Origin of the sequence: Dyella sp., from assembly GCF_035685885.1 — a bacterium.
Taxonomy (GTDB): Bacteria; Pseudomonadota; Gammaproteobacteria; order Xanthomonadales; family Rhodanobacteraceae; genus Dyella.
Window position 1 is genome coordinate 1 of the sequence record NZ_DASRZX010000157.1, and the last position, 20,679, is coordinate 20,679.

6 protein-coding genes are annotated in these 20,679 nt (G+C 64.8%); 2 read left to right on the forward strand and 4 right to left on the reverse strand.

From position 1 onward, the window contains the following. The 4 genes from VFG49_RS17790 to VFG49_RS17805 form a co-directional block, all read right to left on the reverse strand. Positions 1-775, reverse strand: a 775-nt coding sequence (locus VFG49_RS17790) for an AAA family ATPase (protein ID WP_324863042.1), incomplete at its 3' end; no start/stop codon positions are given. A 65-nt stretch (positions 776-840) separates the two neighbouring features. Continuing rightward, complete coding sequence (locus VFG49_RS17795; RefSeq protein ID WP_324863075.1) at positions 841-3,369, reverse strand: fused MFS/spermidine synthase; 2,529 nt, start codon at positions 3,367-3,369, stop codon at positions 841-843. 123 nt (positions 3,370-3,492) lie between these two features. Then, a complete protein-coding gene (locus VFG49_RS17800; protein ID WP_324863044.1) occupies positions 3,493-5,121 on the reverse strand; it encodes an arylsulfatase in 1,629 nt (542 codons plus the stop codon). Between the two features lie 144 nt (positions 5,122-5,265). Further along, positions 5,266-6,237 (reverse strand): HAD family hydrolase, encoded by a 972-nt coding sequence (locus tag VFG49_RS17805; RefSeq protein WP_324863046.1) that lies wholly within the window; start codon positions 6,235-6,237, stop codon positions 5,266-5,268. A 608-nt stretch (positions 6,238-6,845) separates the two neighbouring features. Here VFG49_RS17805 and VFG49_RS17810 point away from each other — a divergent pair. Both VFG49_RS17810 and VFG49_RS17815 read left to right on the forward strand, forming a co-directional pair. Then, positions 6,846-8,438, forward strand: coding sequence for a mechanosensitive ion channel family protein (locus VFG49_RS17810; RefSeq protein ID WP_324863048.1), 1,593 nt, complete (start codon positions 6,846-6,848; stop codon positions 8,436-8,438). A 268-nt stretch (positions 8,439-8,706) separates the two neighbouring features. Continuing rightward, positions 8,707-20,673 carry a VCBS domain-containing protein gene (locus VFG49_RS17815; RefSeq protein ID WP_324863050.1) on the forward strand — a complete coding sequence of 3,989 codons (11,967 nt, stop codon included), beginning with the start codon at positions 8,707-8,709 and terminating at the stop codon, positions 20,671-20,673. Positions 20,674-20,679: the final 6 nt, after the last annotated feature.

The following is a 20,679-nucleotide window of genomic DNA, read 5'->3' on the forward strand; positions in this document are numbered from 1 at the left end:
CGGCGCCCCACGTCACGTACTTCTTCACGAAGTCCGGCACGTTTGGGTCCGGGGCTTCGCCGTGCTGGGCGTGCGGCCGGGTGAGCCGAGAGAGTTTCAGGGCGTAGCGGATGATGTACGCCGCGGCCGGCACCCGCCGCACGAGGTCCTGCATCCGCAGCAATTCTTCGCCGCTCACCACGCGCTCCACCTGCGGCTTCGCCGCCGAGGTCGTCGATTCGATGATGCGGAACTCGTCCTCCTCGTTCGGGTAACCCACCGAGATCGTGAACATGAAGCGGTCCTGCTGCGCTTCGGGCAGCGGGTAGGTGCCTTCCTGTTCGATCGGATTCTGCGTTGCCATCACGATGAACAGGTCAGGCACCTTGTGCGTGGCGCCGGCCACGGTGATCTGCCGTTCCTCCATCGCCTCCAGCAGCGCCGCTTGCACCTTGGCTGGCGCACGATTGATTTCGTCGGCCAGGATCACGTTGCCGAAGATCGGGCCCGGCTGGAACTGGAACACGTTCTGCCCGTCCTGCTGGTGCAGCACCTCGGTACCGGTGATATCCGACGGCAGCAGATCAGGCGTGAACTGGATGCGTCGCATCTGCGCATCGAGGTTCTTCGCCATGCTCTTGACGGCACGCGTCTTGGCCAGGCCCGGCAGGCTTTCCAGCAACAGGTGGCCATTGGCCAGCAGGCCCACGATCATCTGACGGATCAGCTCGTTCTGGCCGATGATCGAGGTTTCCATCTGCGTCTGCAGTGCCGTGATCGCGTCTCGTGCGCTCATGATGCCTCGCTGCCTCCGGACTCGCCTTCGCCCATGCCGTCATTTGCCGGCGTGCCTGCACCGGCTTACGGACTTCCCTGCGCAATCCACCGGTAATACGGATTGCCGCTGTCCACGCGCATCACCTGCTCCAATGCGCTGCCCCAGCGTTCGCGGTCGCCCTGGTACGCGGCCAAGCCTGAGGCGTAAAAGGTGAACAACACGTCGTGCTGCAGCCGCGTCTCCGCCTGCAGGTCGGCATCGGCGTTGCGCAGCGGCGGCGGCGTCTGCAGCGCCATCAGTTCGGGTAGCACGCGGACGATCTCGTCGCGTCGCACCCAGGTGGCGTACTCGATGCTCGGCCGGTCGTCCGTCACCGCGGGCGTGTCGCCGGCATAGCGTTCCAGCGCCGCGCGATCGGCCACCCAGGTGCCCAGCAGCGCGCCCGGCGAGGCGATGCCCACGTCGTGCAGGGACGCGGCGACCGATGGCTGGTTGAAGCGGCGCTCGATCTGCGTGCCGTCCAGCTCGATGGGATCGTTCGAACCCACCAGCAGCATTTCGTGCAGCTCGGTCGTCCACAAGGTGGCGTGCGGAAAGGCGTCGAGGAAGGCGCGCACCATGGCGCGCGAGTCCTCATCGTTCTGCGTGGCGATGGGCCACCACTGCGCCAGCAGGCCGTGTTGATTGAGTCGCGATGCGGCCAGCTGGTAGAAGTCGCGCGAATACAGATTCACCACGCCGGAGGCGGAAGGCGGTGGTGGCTCCAGCGTGATCATGTCGTAGCGTTCGGCGCTGCGCAGCAATTCGCGCCGGCCATCGCGCAAGCGGATGTCCAGGCCCTTGTCAGTGGTGCCTGCGCCGTAGTTGCCCTGGAACTGCGGTGCCGCGCGCACCACGGCGGGCAACAACTCCGCCACCACGCGCGAGGTGAGTCCGGGATATTGGGACAAGGCGCCCGCGGTGATGCCCGTACCGAAGCCGATGACCAGCGCCGACTTCGGTTCGCCCTGGTGGATGATGAGCGGAAGCAGCGATTGCAGGCGCATGTACCGCTGCGATGGCAAGGTATCCCCGGAATTGGATACGCCCTGGATATACAGGCGATGAAACGCGGCGCCTTCCCCGCCCTGCGCGAGCACGGCGACCGTGCCGCCGCGGCTTTCCTCGTAATAGGTGACGTCGCCGCCACGCGCCTGTGCCAGCAGGCTCGCCATCTTGTCGACCGGCGTCAGCAAGGCTAGGGCGAGCGAGCACGCACCGACCAACGGCACCAGCCATCGGTTGCCACGGCGCACCGCGCCGCCACCGAACACCGCCACCAGTCCGACGACTGCCGCAGCAACCGCCAGCAGGCCCAGCGTGCGCACCAGACCGAAGGCGGGTACCAGCACGAAACCCGTCAGCGTCGTGCCCACGATGCCACCCAGCGTATTCAGCGCCACGGCGCTGCCCACACCCTGCCCGCTTCTACCCGGTTGCGTGCACAGCCGGAGCACCGCGGGAAACGCCGCGCCCAGCAGCAGTGTGGGCGAAAGCACGATGGCAGCCGCTGCCAGGGCGAAGCGCGCGCACATCGCCACAAGCCGGCTGTCCGTGACCTGGCTCACCATGGCCGCCAGTGTCACTTGAGCATCGCCCAGCCATGGCCCCAGCCAGCTCACCTGAAGCAGCGCCATCAGACCGGCGAGGGCGATGAGCACGCCGAATGCCGTCCACGCATCGCGCACGCGATCGGCAAAGCGCGCGTAAATCGCGCTGCCCGCCATCAGGCCCAGCAGATAGACGGCCAGCATCATGGCGAAGGCGAAGGCGCGCGTGCTCATGAACTGCACCACGGTCTGCGACCACACCACTTCGTAACCCAGCGCGATGCCTCCCGCGATGGCGTACAACGTCAGCGCGAGCCGTGCCGAGGGTGCTGCCGTCGTTTCCTTTCCCTCAACCTGCGGTGGCGAGAACAGCGCGTTGCGGTCCAGCACCACCGCAACGACGGCCGCCAACAGGTTGACGACCGCCGCCATCAGCGCCGAACCCTGCACGCCGACGGCGGGAAGCAGCAGAAAAGGGGCAAGCAACGCGCCGGAGATCGCGCCCGCGGTATTGGCCGCATACAGCCGACCACCGGTGCGCGCCACGCTGCCGCGCGCACTCGCGCGCACCAGCACGGGAAGCGTGCCACCCATGGCAACGGCGGGCGCGCCGACCAGCACAAAGGGCAACAACCAGGCGAGCCAGCCCGTGTGCAGTTCAAGCCATGCGAATGCAGCGGCGCTGTGCGCCAGCAAGACAGTCGACGCCACGGCAAGAATCGCCACGGCGCACTCCAGCCAGGCATACAAGCGCAAGGGATGGTGCAGGCCATCGGCCACGCGGCCCAGCCATGCGCCACCGACGGCGAGGCCTGCGAAAAAGGCGCTCACGCCAATGGTGACGGCGTAGACCTCCACGCCCACCACCAGTGAGAGCTGCTTGATCCAAAGAAGTTGGTAGACCAGCGACGCGGCGCCGGAACCGAACAACAGCAGCGCGGGCCAGAAGCGGGCAGCCGACGCAAAGGGAGTGGCCGCCGAAGCCAGCTTTCCAACGCGGCGGTGCTGCACGGCACTGGGCATGGAACTCACGCGAGGCTGGACTCCCTATGAGCATGAAGGGATCGCCGGCCGGCAGCGCAAGTGCTGACGGCCGACGATGTATTCGATGGACGCGCAACTTCCATGTCGCGCAGGCCACCCTCTCTACTTGCCTTGCTTCTCAAGCTGCTGCTTGAGTTGCTGCTCCGCCTGGTCAATCGAGAACGAAGCGGGACGTTGGCTCGGAGGATAGTCCTTGAACGTGCTCAGCATTTCGAACACACGACGGTTACCCTCAAACACCAGGTAAACATTGTCCAGCTGCCAGGAGTTATATCCGTTGGTTGGTCCTATGTCTGCGCGCTCATAAGGATCCATCCTCAGGTTGTAAAGCTTCGGCGTGCGCAAGCAGGTGAAGGGTTCTTCCCAAATGGCAAACCCTCCCTTGGCACGCTGCTCGCAGAAGACGACCTTCCACGCAGTAGGTACCCTGGCACCATTACCCATCATGTCAAAACGCACAGCCACCACTTCAGCGTCGTCATTGAAGTAGAAGAATTCCTTTCGAGGGCCCTCGTTGGTTTGTCCAGTCAGGTAGGGCAGGAAATTGTAGCCATCCAGATGAACCTTGAAGCTCTTGCCGCCAATGCTGGAACCCTTCAAGAGTTTGCTGGTGATGTCGCCGTCCCCGGCCGCTGCAACGAGGGTCGGGAACCAGTCGAGGCCTGAAATCAGCGTGTTGCTGACCGTGCTGGGGCGGATATGGCCCGGCCAGCGGATCATGGCCGGCACGCGGAATGCGCCTTCCCAGTTGGAATCCTTCTCGCTGCGGAACGGCGTATTGGCGGCATCCGGCCAGGTGAAGAAATTCGGGCCGTTGTCCGTGGTAAAGATGACGATGGTGTTCTTGGTAATGCCAGCGTCGTCCAATGTCTTGAGGAGCTTGCCGACATTCTGGTCCATCTCCCACATGCCATCGGCATACTCATTGCCGTCCCCAAGTCCAGCCTTTCCGCGGAACTCAGGGCGCACGTGCGTAAAGATATGCATGCGCGTGAAGTTCATCCAGACAAAGAACGGTTGCTTGGCCTGCGCCTGCTTCTGGATATAGGAAATGGCGGCACCTGTGGTCTCGTCGTCAATGGTCTGCATGCGCTTGACGGTAAGCGGCCCCGTATCCTCGATCTTGCCGTCCGAGAATGAATGCATGACGCCTCGCGGGTTGTAATCCTTGAGGAACGCCGGATTGTTCTTCGGCCAGTACGGACGCTCCGGCTCCTCTTCGGCATTGAGATGGTACAGATTGCCAAAGAACTCATCGAAACCATGCTTGGTCGGAAGGAAGCGATCCTGGTCACCCAGATGGTTCTTGCCGAACTGTGCCGTTGCGTAGCCAAGGCCCTTGAGCGCCTGGGCAATCGTAACGTCACGATCTTGAATACCCACCGGTGCACCGGGCACACCCACCTTGGACATGCCGGTACGCAGCACGTTCTGACCCGTGATGAAGGTCGAGCGGCCCGCCGTGCAGCTGTTCTCGGCATAGTAGTCAGTGAAGAGCATGCCCTCACGCGCAATGCGATCGATATTCGGCGTTCGGTAGCCCACCAGGCCCATCGAATAGGCACTGATGTTGGACTGGCCTACGTCGTCACCGAAGATCACCAGAATGTTCGGCTTGCCGTTGTCGCCTTGTGCTTGTTGCTGATCCTGCGCCGGTTTCGCCTTGACGGCGGTCGGCTGCAGGGTGATGGCACCGACAACGAGCAGCGCTGTCGCGACCACCGTCGTCATTGACTTCAACCAGGTACTGCGCTGCCTCGGGGCAAACATGGGATACCTCCTTCAATAAGCGCGGCTGCGCCACGCAGCCTGTGGGGTCACACCAGCCATTCCATGACGACACCTTGGCTGGTGCCGCTGCGTCACTGCCCTGCGTTACTTCTGCGGTGGAAAGATCTGCTTCCAGTCCTTCTTCATGTCGACCACGGTCCAACCCTTGGCCGTAGCCTCATCGAGTGCCTTGTCGAGCTTGCCGATCGATGACTGGCGGTCGTAGGCCCACTCGCGTGCCGCATCGGTGTGATGCACCAGGCCAGCGAAGCGCGCGCCATCGCCCGACATCGTCCACTCCAGCATCTGCTGGTCACCGTCGGAGTTGCCGAAAGCAAAGATGGGTTTGACGCCGAGGAAACGCTCGATGCCAACGGGCTTTCCCGGACCGTCATCGACGAGCGCCACTTTCGCTTGCTTTACGAGCACCGGCTTGCCGTCGCGCATCTCGAACTTCAGGTCACCCTGGCTGCCGATGACCTGTTCCGGCGGAATGCCGTACGTGGCCTGCGCCCAGGCGCGCATGAAATCCTGCCCGCCGCCGGAGACGATGTATGTCTTGAAGCCGTTGTCGCGAAGGTAATGCAGCAACTCCAGCATGGGTTGGTAGACCATCTCGGTGAACACGCGCTGCGTCTTGGGATGGCGCGCGGTGGACACCCACTGGTTGACGTTGCGGGAAAACTCGTCCGTGGTCATGCCCGCGTGCGTCGCTGCCAGCAGCTGCGCGATGCCTTTCTCTCCCGACGCGGCGACACCCTTGAAATCACCCGCCAGCGCCGACTTGAATGGTTCGGTGGTCTTCCATTCCGGATGCTGCGGCGCCTGCGCCTTGAGCTGGTCGATGACGAAGAAGAACTGGAAATAGATGGGCTGCTCGGCCCACAGCGTGCCGTCGTTGTCGAACACGGCGATGCGTTGCTCTGGCGGCACGAAGTCGGCCGAACCCTGCGTGGTGACTTTTTTCACGAAGGTCACGATCTGCTGCTTGCTCGCCGTATCGTTCCACGACGGCAATGCATCCTGCGCGAACGCAGCGATGCTTGAGCACACCAGCAGCAGTGAAAGCAGCGGCACGAAGACGCTCTTCGCGCGCTGCGCGACGGCCCCTAACCTGCTTGGAGACAACATGCCAGATTGCATTGACCCTTTCCTCCAGGTTGCGCATTGATGGCGATCCATCGCTCATGTCGGCATGCATCGAAGCGGTGCCTCGACACAGGGAGACAAGCCATACGCACCTTGGCGCAGGAAGGATGACTGGGGCAATACGAAAACTTACCCAACATGCTCAGTAAAAGTACTTAATGCTGCCTCGCGCTGGCGCTTTTCCACGCAAAGGCCTTCGACGAACGGCAATACCTGGTGGCCACGAAGGCCTTGCAACATCGGCGCCGCCCTTCGCATGCACCACGCCACATGTTCACGCATCGTGCACAGACGTCTTGAAGAGGCGCTGGCATGATCGCCGCGTGATCTGCCGAAACGGCGCGTGCAACATCACAGTCACGCATCCATCGGGTTATCCGGCCTCAGCACGGGGAAGCAGCATGCGTCACATTGGCTTGGCGAAGTTCGATTGTCATCCTGAGCTCCTGTCCATGTCTGCGCGCCGTGCACCATCCGAGGGCGAAAGGAGGTTGCATGTCAGCGGGCCCGCGCGCTTTTTCCGGGCCGTGCGCCAAATGGCGGCGCTCGCCATCCTCGCCTGCCTGCTGGCCCTTGTTTCGCCGGCAAAGGCGCTTGCTTCCGGGCAGGACGAAAAGGACGAAGGGCTTGCGCAGGCAACGCACGAAACGGCGACCGTGCGCTATTTCAACCGCGACATCGTTACGTTGCGCGCCGAATTCCTGGGTCGTTCGCCGGCCATGCGTGCCAGCGTGGCAACCGACAACATCGACCGCATCGCCAAACGCGGCGGGGACGCGCAGGTCACCTTCAAGGATCTGCCACAGGGCATGCTGGTCTTGCTGGACGGCGAGCTGATCGGTCTCGTCACGCCGGCTGACCTGGACACGCTCAACAACGAGACGATGGCGGATCTCAGGTTGCGCATCGAACGCAACCTGACCGCGGCGGTAAAAGCCGAGCAGGCGGCCAATTCGCCCAAGGTATTGGCCCAGGGTGCGGCATGGGCGGGGGCGGCCACCTTGATCGCCATTGCGTTGCTGGTGGCGCTCCGCTGGCTGCGACGCCATGCGAGCACCGCCATGCAGCACTGGCTGGAGCGGCGGTTGCTGGCCTTGCGTCATGAGCCTGCACGCCAGTTCGCCATGAGCATAAAGACCATAGGCCTATGGCTGGTGCGCGTCGTCATATGGATCGTCGCGCTGCTGATCATCGAAGAATGGCTGCGCTTCGTGCTGGCGCTGTTTCCTTTTACCCAGCCATGGTCCGACGCGATGCGTGGCTGGCTGGTGGAACAACTGGAACATTGGGGCGCAGCCATCGTGGGCGCGGTGCCCGGCATCGTCGCGGCCATCGTGATCCTGCTGCTGGCACGCGTGTTGACGCAGGCCATCAGCGCCACGTTTCGCAGCGTCCAGACAGGTCGATTCAAGCTGCTCGACATCGACTCGGAGCTGGCGGAGCCCACGCGCAAGATCGTGGTCGCCGTGGTCTGGCTGTTCGCGGTGGCCATGGCCTATCCCTACCTGCCCGGCGCGCAGACCGAAGCGTTCAAGGGTCTGAGCGTGCTGGTGGGCCTGATGGTGTCGCTGGGCGCAGCGGGCATCGTGGGCCAGGCGGCGGGCAGCTTCACCATTGTCTATTCGCGCATCATGCGGGTCGGCGACCTGATCCGCAGCGGCTCATCCGAGGGCGTGGTGTTGCAGGTCGGCCTGTTCGCCACGCGCATCCGCACCCTGACCGGCGTGGAAATCAGTATTCCCAACACCGTGGTACTGGGCAACCAGTTGCACAACTTCTCGCGCAATCCCGACGGTGCGGGCATGTGGCTGACCACCGGCGTCACGATCGGCTACGACACACCCTGGCGGCAGGTGCAGAAGATGCTGCTGGACGCCGCCGACGAAACTGCCCTGGTGGAGAAGACGCCTGCTCCGTTCGTGCTGCAGACAGCGCTGTCAGACTTCTACGTGGAGTATTTGCTGCATGTGCGCATCACGGATGCCAGCCAGCGACTGGGAATACTCAGCGAGCTGCATTCGCGCATCCAGGATCGCTTCAATACGTCCGGCGTGCAGATCATGTCGCCGCATTACGTGACCGATCCCGCCGAGGCCAAGGTCGTTTCGCCTGATCACTGGAGTGGCTGAGCCAACGCAATGCGGCGGGAGCGCAGCTACGCAGGCTCGCCAATCCATGCTGCGCTAACACGCAGATTTCAGCCATTTCCATTCCATATGTTGACGTCTCATACACGCGGCCGCAGCGCATTCTTCGGTCGCTGTTGCATCTTCGGCCGCGCGGGCCAGCGCGACGGAAAGGAAGAGCCAGGCATGGCCGGATGACAGGGGTTGCCCAGCCCGGCCTGACTCGGCAAGCAGGGATTGGGGATGTCTTTTCCGCTTTTGGGAGTGCTCCATGCGTCGCGCTTTCGATCACCCGCCGATCAGTATCTTCAGGCCCCATCGGCAGGCGCTGGCCCTCGAACCACGGGTCATGTTCGACGGAGCCGCCGCTGCCGCAACCGAACAACATCACATCGCTGAACGCACCCACGAAAACGAGCCCACCGCGTTCGAATCGCGCAGCTTCAGCATCACCCCGCGTGCCACGCAGGCCTCGCCGGCGCCATCGGCCACGCGCGAACTGCTGGTGATCGACAGCCGCATCCAGAACGGTACGGAGCTCACCAAGGACCTTCCTTCCAATGTATCGGTGCTGGTGGTTCAGCCGGGCCAGGACGCGCTGGCGGCCATTACCGCCGCACTGGACAAGCTCGGCAAGGTGGACTCGATCCAGATCGTCTCGCACGGTGCGCCAGGACAATTCACGCTGGGCGATCGCACGTTCAGCAGCGACACCATCGACCAGCTGGGCAGTGAGCTGTCCGCATGGCACGCCTCGCTCACGCGCGATGCCGACATACTGCTGCTGGGCTGCAACGTGGGCGCCGGCGCGGCGGGCCAGGCCCTCGTGCATGAACTGGCGCACTGGACCGGTGCGGGCGTCGCGGCTTCCAGCGACAACACGGGCAACGCACTGGCCGGTGGCAACTGGACGCTGGAAGTGCGCGATGGCGCTATCGATCATGCGGTGGCCATTTCCGCCGAAGCCCGTGCGGGATTCCAGGGATTGCTGGTGGACGCCAGCCCCACGGTGACGCTTTCCTCGGGTGGCAGCGACGTGTTGCTTGGCAACCAGGTCACGTTCACGGCGTCCTTCACCAACACGTCGACGCAAACCGGCTACGCGCCTTTCATCGACTTGTTTTTTCCCGCTTCGGGCAAGGACGGCGACGACGGCGTGAGCTTCGTCTCGGCCACTTATCTGGGCGCGACGGTGAAGTCGTATGTGGTCACCTTCGACCCGAGCGGCAACGCCATCCACCCACTGGCGCGCGACGCCACCGGCAAACCGGTGGTACTGCATGCAGCGACCTTTGGCCTGGCGCCGGGCGACGAGCTGGTGGTGCTGGAGTTGCCCTATGCGAGCATCGCATCAGGCCAGCCCTCGGTGGACGTCCAGGTGACGGCGCACCTGAGCAATCTGGCCGATACCGCGTTTTCCAACGGCTCGCCCGACCTTACCATCCTGGCCAACGGCGGCTTCCAGCTCGGCAACGATTCGCTGAACAACCCCACGCAGGATCCCGCCATCATCGAGGCGACGGCGCATCCCTACGTGGTGCATCCGACCGTGATCACGCTGACGCAGACAGTCAATACGCCCGAGGGCAAGACAGCGTCCGGCCCCAATTACGAACGCAGCATCACCGTGACGGCTTCGGCTGCGCCAGGCCAGACCCTTACCGACGTGGTGATTTCCCAGGACCTTCCACCCGACATCCGCGTCACAGCCATCACGCCGGGCGCAGGCGGTGTACTGACGTCGGTGACACTGGCCAGCGGCCGGGTGCTCACCAATCCGACCGAAATCCAGGTGGCCCTCGTGGCCGGGGCTTACGTGGCGAGCTATCAGGTGACCTACGCCACCCTCACGGGTTCGGTGGACACCGACATCGCTTTCTACGTGCCCGACGACGATGCCAACGGTGATTCCGTGCTCGATCCTTCGACAGGCGCCCCGGTGACGGTCAATGTCGATGCACCAACAGCCACCGGCGAATGGGTGCCGCTGGATCCGCGCGACCTTACCCCACCCGAAACCGCGGTGGATCTGTCGGGCTCCGGCGATCCCACGTCGTTCGTGGTGCAGTCGCTGAGCCTGGTCAAGCAGGTCAACGACATCGCCGACATCGGGCATGCGGGACCTACGCCGGGCGATACGCTGGGCTATTCCATCGAGCTCGACCTGTCGGACTACTTCGCCTTCGGCATGAACATCCTGCAGCAGGGGCATTTCCTGGTGACTGACACGGCCGGCGACGGCCAGACGGTAACCGGCACGCCGACCATGAGCGTCACGCTCAATGGCGTGACGCAATCGATCGCCCTGGTCACCACCAGGACGGTGAATGCCGACGGCACTACCTCGCTGACGTTCGACATCGGGCAGTCGCTGCTCAACGCCAGCCATACCTTCGGCGGGCTGCAGGGCGATCTCGCTTTCGACAGCTCGTTGCAGGGCGCAACCAAGGTGCTCATCAGCTACCAGACGACGATCGCGCAGTCGTACACCACGGTGTACCCGCAGAGCGAAATTAATGAAGGCGACTCCGTCGGCAACAACGCGTCGGTGAGTGCCACCGTGCTGCTGGACGTGCTGAACCTGGGCACCGGCACACCGACCGACAGCGACCGGCAGACCGAGACCGTGCCTACCAGCGACGTGGATATCGAAGTCACCTCGGTCAACGGAGGCACGCCGCCAGCCAACGGCGAGCTGCGTCCCGGCGACGTGGTGACCTTCACCATGAGCTACGACCTGGTCACCGGCGACTACGAGCAGATGTCGCTCGCGGCCTACATGCCGCTGCCGCTGTTCGACATGAGCGGCGTCAGCTGGACCCAGGGCAACGGCGTTAACCAGTGGCACCTGGGCGCGGGCAATTCCAACCTGGGTGGGCTCGTTTCGGTGACGACCGGGCCGGGCAACTCTGTGCTGTTCAATTTCGGCAGCTATGCGACGGCGCTCACCACCGGCTCACGCATCGAAGTGCAGTTCACCGTGACCGTGGGCAATCAGCCCTTCGCGGACCAGCGACCGCTGAGCGTGCTGGCACAGTCGGACCAGCTCACCACCATCGACCATTCGCACCTGCTTACCTCGGAAGAGATCGCGGTGATCACCTCGATCGCCGAGCCGGACGTGGAAGTCGTGCATGGCGTGGTGTCGAGCACCAACGGCACGATTACCGGCACCACCGGCACCTGGGCGGCGCCCGGCAGCGCGGGGCAGCCTTTCACCGGCAGCATCACCGATCCGCACGCGGTGGATGGCGACATTACCGGCATCGACGGCGGTGACATGCTGCGCATGGCCACGGCGTTGAAGAACAGCGGCGGCGGCGCGGCTTTCGATGTCAGCACCGACATCACGCTGCCCGCCGGCATGTCGTTCGTCGGCGGTTCACTGGCTGCCGCCAACCTGCGGGTTTACCGCGGCGACGGCACGCTGATGGTGCTGGGCACGGACTACGCCGTCAGCGGCAGCACCATCACCTTCCTTGATCCCAATGGCAGCGGCTCGCTCGTCGCGGGACGTGCCGGCACGACCGCCGATACGACCGGCGCCAACGTCATGGTGATTACCTATGACGTCACCGTCAGCGGCACCATCCCGGCCAGCAGCACGCTGCAAAGTACCGGCTCGCTGACCCGTTACGCCAGCACCGAAGGTGGCGCCAACTTCGCCGGTGGCCTCACCGACACGGCGGGCGAACAGGTGTCCGCGCCTACGGTCACTGTGGTGTACGCAGGCGGCAGCGTGGACAACAGCGACTCCAGCGCATCGCACACAACGGGCAGCGACCTGGTGATCGGCGAGAGCATGCTGTACGACATCGTGATCACGCTGCCCGAAGGCAGTACGCAATCGCTGCGACTGCAGGACCTGATTCCCGCCGGTTTGCGGCTGGACACGAGTTTCAACGGCACCGGTTACCAGATCATCACGACGACGGCAGGCTCCGCCGCGCTCGGTGCCAACTTCAGCGGCAACGTCGTCATCAGCGGTCTGACCGGCGCGGGCGGCACGCTGGGAGCGGATGGTGCAGATGCAGTGTTCACTTTCAGTGCCAGCCTGGCCACGGCCGACAACAACACCGGCAACAATGCCTTCGTCATCCGCGTGCGACTGGTGGCCAGCAACGTGCTCTCCAACCAGGCGGGCACCACGCTGTCCAACCCGGGGCAGATCATCTATTCCGACCCTGATGGCGACACCGCCATCACCGGCACGCCGATCGATCGCACCGTGGCATCCACCGGCGTCGCGCCCACCATCGTGATCCGCGAGCCCACGCTGGTGATCACCCAGGCTACCGATCCACTCCCGCCTTTCGGCGTGGACGAAACGATTCCCGTCACCTACCAGATCGTCATCCACAACGGATCGAGCAGCAGCGATTTCAACGCATTCGACATCAGCTTCACCGACACGCTTCCTTCGGAACTGAGCGGCTATACGATTCTGGGCGTGGCCTACACCGGCGGCGCCACCAATCACGGCGGGCAGGATTTCACCATCGTCAACGGCGTGCTGCAGACCGCCTCGGGCGCCAATCTCGACATCCCCGTGGGCGGCAGCATCACCATCCGCGTGACTGGCGTGGTGAATGCCAGCGCGGCCAGCGTCTCCAGCTTCGACAACACCGCCACCGTGTCGTGGACCAGCCTGGACGGCAGCAACAGCGGCGAGCGCACGGGCGTCGATGGCCTGCTCAACAGCGGCGTGCTGAATGACTACAGCGCGACAAATACCCTCACCGTGCCCGTGCTCGCGGCCGTCTATATCTCGCGCGTGGGTGGCCTGCCCGATACGCCCGCCGCCAATCCCACCAACGCCACCAACGAGCAGGTGACCATTGGTGAAGTCATCCACTACCGCGCGGTGGGTGCGTTCGCACAGGGCGTGACGGACGATTTCACCTTGCAGGTCACGCTGCCCCAGGGCATCGGCTTCATCAACGATGGATCGGTCCGCATCGTCTTTCTTTCCAACGGCGGCATCATCACCAGCACCGGCGACCTCGTGACCGGCGGCACGCTGAACGTGGTCGGCGATGAAAGCAGCCCCCAGGCGCAGCCCCTGCTCCCGGACCTTTCCGGCGCGGCCGCCACCGGCGTGCTGAATCCCACGTACATCACCGTGGCCACCGATGCCAACGGCAACACCGTGCTGACCTTCCACTTCGGCACGATCACTAACAGCGACGTGGACTCGGATCTCGAAGGCTTCGCACTGGAATTCAACGCGCGCGTGCTGAACCAGTCCTCCAACGTCGCAGGCGATGCCCTGCCGGTGGTGGCCAAGGAGTTTTCCGGCACGACGGCCCTGTCGACCAGCCAGTCGTTCTACGAGGACATCGTCGAACCATCCTTCGCTGGCCTCAACAAGCAGATCGTCGACTTCGTGCCCAACGTGACGACCACCACGGGCACGGCCTCGGTCTCGGTGGGATTCACGCAAAGTGGCGGCTCACCCGCGTTCGACGTGGTGCTGAGCGATAGTTTCACCGGCGGCACCGGCTATACCTTCAACACCCTCGTGATCAACGGCACGATCTACACGCTGGGCAACCTGCCTGCCGGCGTCACCGTCGATACGAGCAGTGGCATCGTGGTGCACTTTGCCGAACTCAATCCGGGCGATAGCGTCAGGTTGGGCTACAGCGTGACCGTGCCCGATCTCTCGCCCACGCCCGGCAACAACGCCACGCTGACCTGGACCAGTCTGCCCGCCAGTTTCACGCAGTGGGGTGGCTCGGCGGTCGGCCCTTCGGGCACGGCGACCGGCGAACGTACCGGCACGGGTGGCGTCAACAACTACATCCTCGCCGAAGGCGCGGGCCTTGGCGTGATCAGTGGCACGCTGTGGAACGACACCGCCAGCGCCACCACCAGCGCGGTGCCCGACGGCCCGGGCCTGGCCGGACAAACGGTGACGCTTACCTGGGCCGGACTCGACGGCAACCTGTCGACCACGGCAGACAATCGCGTCTTCACGACCACCACGGACGCGTCGGGCCAATTCAGCTTCGGCGCCCTGCCCAGCGGCGTGTTCCGCATCGACACGCCGACGGGAACCATCAGCTATCCGCAGCCCGTGGGCGACCTGCGCGTGCGCATCGACACCGATGCCGCCACGCCGCTGGGGCAGATCGTGGTGAACCTGGGCGAAGGCGTGCAGTCGAGCGCGAACGCCGGTTACGTCCATCAGAACGTGGCGCCGGTGAACGCCCTGCCCGGGACGCAGAATGGCCTGGAAGACGTGCCGCTTTCGATCGCCGGCATCAGCATCAGCGACGTGGATGCAGGCAACGGTACGGTCAGCATCACGCTCACGGTGCTGCACGGTACGCTCAGCCTCGCCGGTCCGGCGACAGGCGTCACCGTGACGGGCAGCAACACCTCGCAGCTCGTGCTTACCGGCAGCATCGCCAACATCAACGCCGCCATCGCCACGCTCACCTACCTGGGCCTGCAGGACTACAACGGCAACGACACGCTCACCATCGCCACCAATGACCAGGGCAATTTCGGCGACGCGAACGGCGACGGCATCCCCGGCCAGAATCCCGGTGACGCGCTCATCGCCACCGGTACGGTAGCCATCGTGCTGGCGCCGGTGAACGATCCGCCTACGGCCTTTCCCGATACCGACGATGCGACGGAAGACGGTGGCGCCAACAACCAGACCGAGGGCGTCAATCCGCGCGGTAACATGCTGGACAACGACACCGATGTCGACATCGCGACGAACGGCGATTTCCTGACGCTGACCGGCGTGCAACTGCTTCCGGGCGGCACCGTGGTGGTCCCGCCCGCCGATGGCACGACGGTGGCGGTGGTCGGCCAATACGGCACCTTGTTCGTCATGGCCAACGGCGCCTACCAGTATGTCGTCGACAACGACAACGCCGCCGTGCAGGCGTTGCGCACCAGCGGGCAGACGCTGGTGGAGCAGTTCCAGTACACCGCAGTGGATACTGGCGGACTCTCCACCGGGTCCACCCTGACCATCACCATCCACGGTGCCAACGACGCGCCGGTAGGGGTGAACGACACCGGCGACGCCACGGAGAAAGGCGGCGTGGACAATGGTTCGGGCGGCAGCAATGCCGTGGGCAATGTGCTGCCCAACGACACCGACGTGGACAGCGCGGCGAACGGCGAACAGCTGACGGTATATGGAGCACGTTCGCAGCCACGCTCAGGTACGGCGCCGATCATCCCGGTAACGGCGGGCACCACGTCCGCCAACGGCGCGGCGATCACCGGCCTGTACGGCATGCTGACCATCGGCGCCGACGGCAGCTACGTCTACACCGTGTTCGACAACGACGCCACGGTGCAGGCACTGATGGCGGGCGAAACGCTCGACGATGTCTTCGACTACGTGGTGCAGGACGTCGGCGGCCTGCAGGACCTGGCCCAGCTCACCATCGTGATCCACGGCAGCAACGACAACCCGGTCGCCACCGACGACGTGGCGACGGCGCAGGCGGCGTCCACCAATGACGACACGCAGGAGAGCAACCCCGCCGGCAACGTCATCCGGTTTGCCAGTCGCCCCGACAACCCGACCGATCCCGGTGGCAACGGCATCGACTACGACGTGGACCACGCCGACCAGCCCAACACGAATCTCACCGTGACCGGCGCGGCATCCGGCCAGGACCTCACCGGCGCGCTCAACCCCATCGGCACGGTCACCGGCCTCTACGGCACGCTCACCATCCTCGCCAACGGCACGTATCTCTACAACGTCGACAGCGCCAACGCGACCGTGCAGGGGCTTTCCGCGGGACAGACGGTGCTTGATGTCTTCACCTACGAGATCGTGGACACCGAAGGCCTCACCGCGCGCGCCAACCTCACCATCACCGTGCATGGCGCGGAAGATCCGCCGGTGGCGCAGGACGTCACCTCCGTTGCGGAGGAAGCCGGCGGCGTAAACAACACCACGCCGGGAATCGATCCCACCGGCGATGCCACCGTGAACAGTTCCGATCCGGACGGCGATCCGATCACCGTGGTCGGCATTCGCACCGGCGACGTCGACGGCACAGGCACCACGGGCACCGTGGGCGATCCGCTGGCGGGTCTCTACGGAACCCTGACCATCGGCGCCGATGGCGTGTACCACTACGTGGTCGACAACAACAATCCGACGGTGCAAGCCCTGCGCACGGCCAACGACCAGCTGCAGGAGGATTTCACCTTCACCATTACCGACGGCACGTTTTTCTCCAGCGCCGAGATCCACATCTACATCACCGGGCAGAACGACAACCCGGTGTCGCACGACGTCACCGCCGACGCCGTCGAGGCCGGCGGCCTGGCCAACAACCAGCCAGGCATCGATCCGGCCGGCGACCTGCTCGGCAATGACACCGACGTGGATGCCGGTGACCAGCTGAGCGTCACCGCGTTCCGTACCGGTGCCGAATCGGGCAGCGGCACGGCCGGCACGATCGGCACCGAACTGCGCGGCACCTATGGCTGGCTCACCATCAACGCCGATGGCAGCTACAGCTATCGAGTGGACAACACGATGACCGCGGTGCAGGCGTTGCGCAGCTACACCGACACGCTGACCGAGAGCTTCACGTATCAGGCCACCGACCTCAGCGGCGCATCGGATCAGGCGACGTTGACGCTGGTCATCCACGGCGCCAACGACACGCCGGTGGCGGCCAATGACAGCAACACCGCCGTCGAGGCTGGCGGTGTCAACAACGGCACGCCGGGCACGGATCCTTCCGGCAACGTGCTGACCAACGATACGGATGTGGACGCCTACGGCGAAGCGCTGCGCGTCACCCGCTTCAGCAACGGCACCACCAGCGACAACCCCGGCATGAGCCTGGCCGGCACCTACGGCACTCTCACGCTCAACGCCGATGGCACGTATACCTACGTGCTGGACAACAACAACGCCGCCGTGCAGGCACTGCGCACCACGGCCGACTCGCTCACCGAAACCTTCACCTACAGCATCGCTGACGTGGCGGGCGCCACCAGCGACGCGCAGCTGGTCATCGTGATCAAGGGCGCCAATGATGCGCCGCACGCCGTCGACGACACGGCCGACGCGGTGGAAGCCGGCGGCGTCAACAACAACATTCCCGGCACGTGGCCTACCGGCAACGTGCTGGCCAACGACACGGATGTCGATGCGAACGACACCGGAACGGTGATCGGCGCGCGCACCGGCACCGAAGCTGCGGGCGGCGGCTTCACGCTGATCAGTTCCGCGGCCGATATCGTGGGCACCTACGGTACCTTGCATGTCAGTGCGTCCGGTGCCTACAGCTATGCGCTGGACGAAACCTCGGCCCTGGTGCAGGCGCTGCAACCTGGCCAGACGGTGACCGAAACCTTTACCTACGAGATGCGCGATACCGCCGGCGCCATCGACACGGCGCAGCTGGTGATCACCATCCACGGCACCAACGACACGCCTACCGCCACCATCGACACGGTGACGGCGCAGGAGGCAGGCGGCGTCAACAACGCCACGCCCGGCCTCGACCCCACCGGCAACGTGATGAGCGTGGTCACCGACGTCGACGCCGGCCCGGGAGACCTCTCGGTGATCGCCTTCGACAATGGGCAGACCAGCGGCATTGTGGGCACCGCGCTGGCCGGCAAGTACGGCTCGCTGACACTCAATGCCGACGGCACGTTCCAGTACGTGGTGGACAACAACAATGCCGACGTGCAGGCGTTGCGCACGGCCACCGATCGACTGATCGAAGGCTTCAATGTCACCATCTCCGACCAGTTCGGTGCCACCACCACCACGCAGATCCTGGTGGTCATCCATGGCGCCAACGACGCGCCGGTGGCGAACGATGACGTCGCGGATGCGTTCGAGGCAGGTGGCATCGACAACGGCCAGCCGGGCGTGAATCCGGGCGGCAATGTGTTCCGCAACGACACGGACGTGGACAGTGCCGCCAACGGTGAAACGATGACCGTGGTTGGCATCCGCACCGGCCAGGAAAGCGGCAGCGGCACGGCGGGCACGCTGGATACCGAGCTGCGCGGCCAGTACGGCTGGCTGACCATCCATGCCGACGGCACCGCGAGCTATCGCCTCGACAACAGCATGGCCGCCGTGGAAGCGTTGCGCACCAGCACGGACACCTTGCGGGACGACTTCACCTATACCCTCTCCGACACCGACGGCCTGACAGATGCCGCGACCATCACCGTGATCATCCACGGCGCCGACGATGCGCCGGTGGCGGTCAACGATACCGGCACGGCCATCGAGGCGGGCGGCGTCAACAACGGCACGCCGGGCTTCAACCCCAGCGGCAACGTGCTCACCAACGACAGCGACGTGGACCAGTACGGCGAGCAGCTGTCCGTTGCCGGCGTGCTGGGTGCGCATGGGCTCGGTGGCGCGGGCACGAGCGTGACGGGGCGCTACGGTGCCGTGGTGATCAACGCGGACGGCACCTACAGCTACCAGCTCGACAACGACAATGCCGACGTGCAGGCGCTGCGCCTGCCCACCGACACGCTGACCGAAGTGTTCGTCTATACCGTGCGCGACCTGGCCGGCGAAGCCGCCACCGCCACGTTGACCATCACCATCCACGGCGCGAACGACAACCCGCATGCGGTGTTCGACACCGCCACCGCCATCGAAGCTGGTGGCGTCGGCAACGGCACGCCGGGCGTGGACCCCAGTGGCAATGTGCTGGACAACGACACCGACGTGGATGCCAACGACAGCAAGACCGTCGATGGCATCCGTACCGGTGGCTTGCTGGGCGGCGGCACGCTACAAGCCATCAGCGCGAGCACCACGCTCGCCGGACAGTACGGCACGCTCACCATCGGGCCCGATGGCGCCTGGCACTACGCGCTGGACAACAGCCTCGCCGCGGTGCAGGCGCTGTTGCCGGGTCAGTCGTTGGTGGACGTGTTCACCTATCGCGTGGTGGACAAGCTGGGCGCTTCGGACACCACCGAGCTGCGCATCACCATCCAGGGCAGCAACGACACGCCGCTGGCAGTGGACGACACGGCGACCGCCATCGAAGCCGGTGGCGTGCACAACGGCACGCCCGGCACCGATCCGACCGGCAACGTGCTGGACAACGACACCGACGTCGACGGCGTGGCCAACGGCGAGACGAAACAGGTGGTCGATTACCGCGCCGGCAACGGCAACGCCGCCAACGCGGGCCAGGCATTGGCCGGCGCCTACGGCACGCTCACCCTTGGCGCGAACGGCAGTTACCAGTACGTGGTGGACAACGACAACCCGGCGGTGCAGGCGCTGCGCACGCGCGAGCAGACGCTCACCGAAGTGTTCACCTACACCATGCGTGATGCGCATGGCGCGACCTCGCAGGCGCGCCTGACCATCACCATCGAAGGCAGCAACGACAACCCGGTGGCCGTGGACGACAGCGGCGATGCGTCCGACCAGACACCACCGCCGCAAACCACCGGCAACGTGCTGCCCAACGACAGCGACGTCGATGCCGGCGATGCGCTCGTCGTCACGCGCGTGCGCCCCGGCCCGGAAAGCGGCAGCGGCACCGAGGTTACCGCGGGCCAGTCGCTGGCCGGCCGCTACGGCACGCTCGTGCTCAATGCCGATGGCAGCTACACCTACACCATCGACATGAGCAATCCCGACGTGGCCGCGGCCGCAGGCGCCGGACAGATACTCAACGATGTATTCACCTACACCATCGCGGATCTCGCCGGCGCCACCGACAGCGCCGAACTGATCATCCATCTGGACATCGCGGCACCGCCGCCGCAACCCAGAGAAATCGGTCCACAGTTCCCGGACGAAGGGGGCAGTTTCACCGAGCGCAATCCGCTTCCCAACGTGGATCCGAAAGTCTACGTGCTGCCCGTGGTGCAAGAGAACGCCAATGACGAGCTGCTGTCGGCCACCCGCACCGGCGGCGTGGATCCGCAGTACATCTCCTTCGATTGGCGAGGCGCGCCATCCATTGGCGCCGGCCTCGGCGTGGTGAAAGAGCAGTTCGTCGCCGACGCCGTGCATGAGAGCCAGCGCGCCGCCGATCTGGACCTGCTTCGCTTCATCGCGCGCCATGGCCGCGTCAGCCTGAATGCGGATGGCCTGCTGCCCGATCCATCGATATTCGCCGGCACCGCGCAAGGCATGGCGCACGGCGAATTCCTCCATGACACGCGTCCGGCCACGGCGCGCGGCTTCCGCGATCAGGTACGCGACGCCGCGATACGCCGGCAGGCACGGTGATACTCA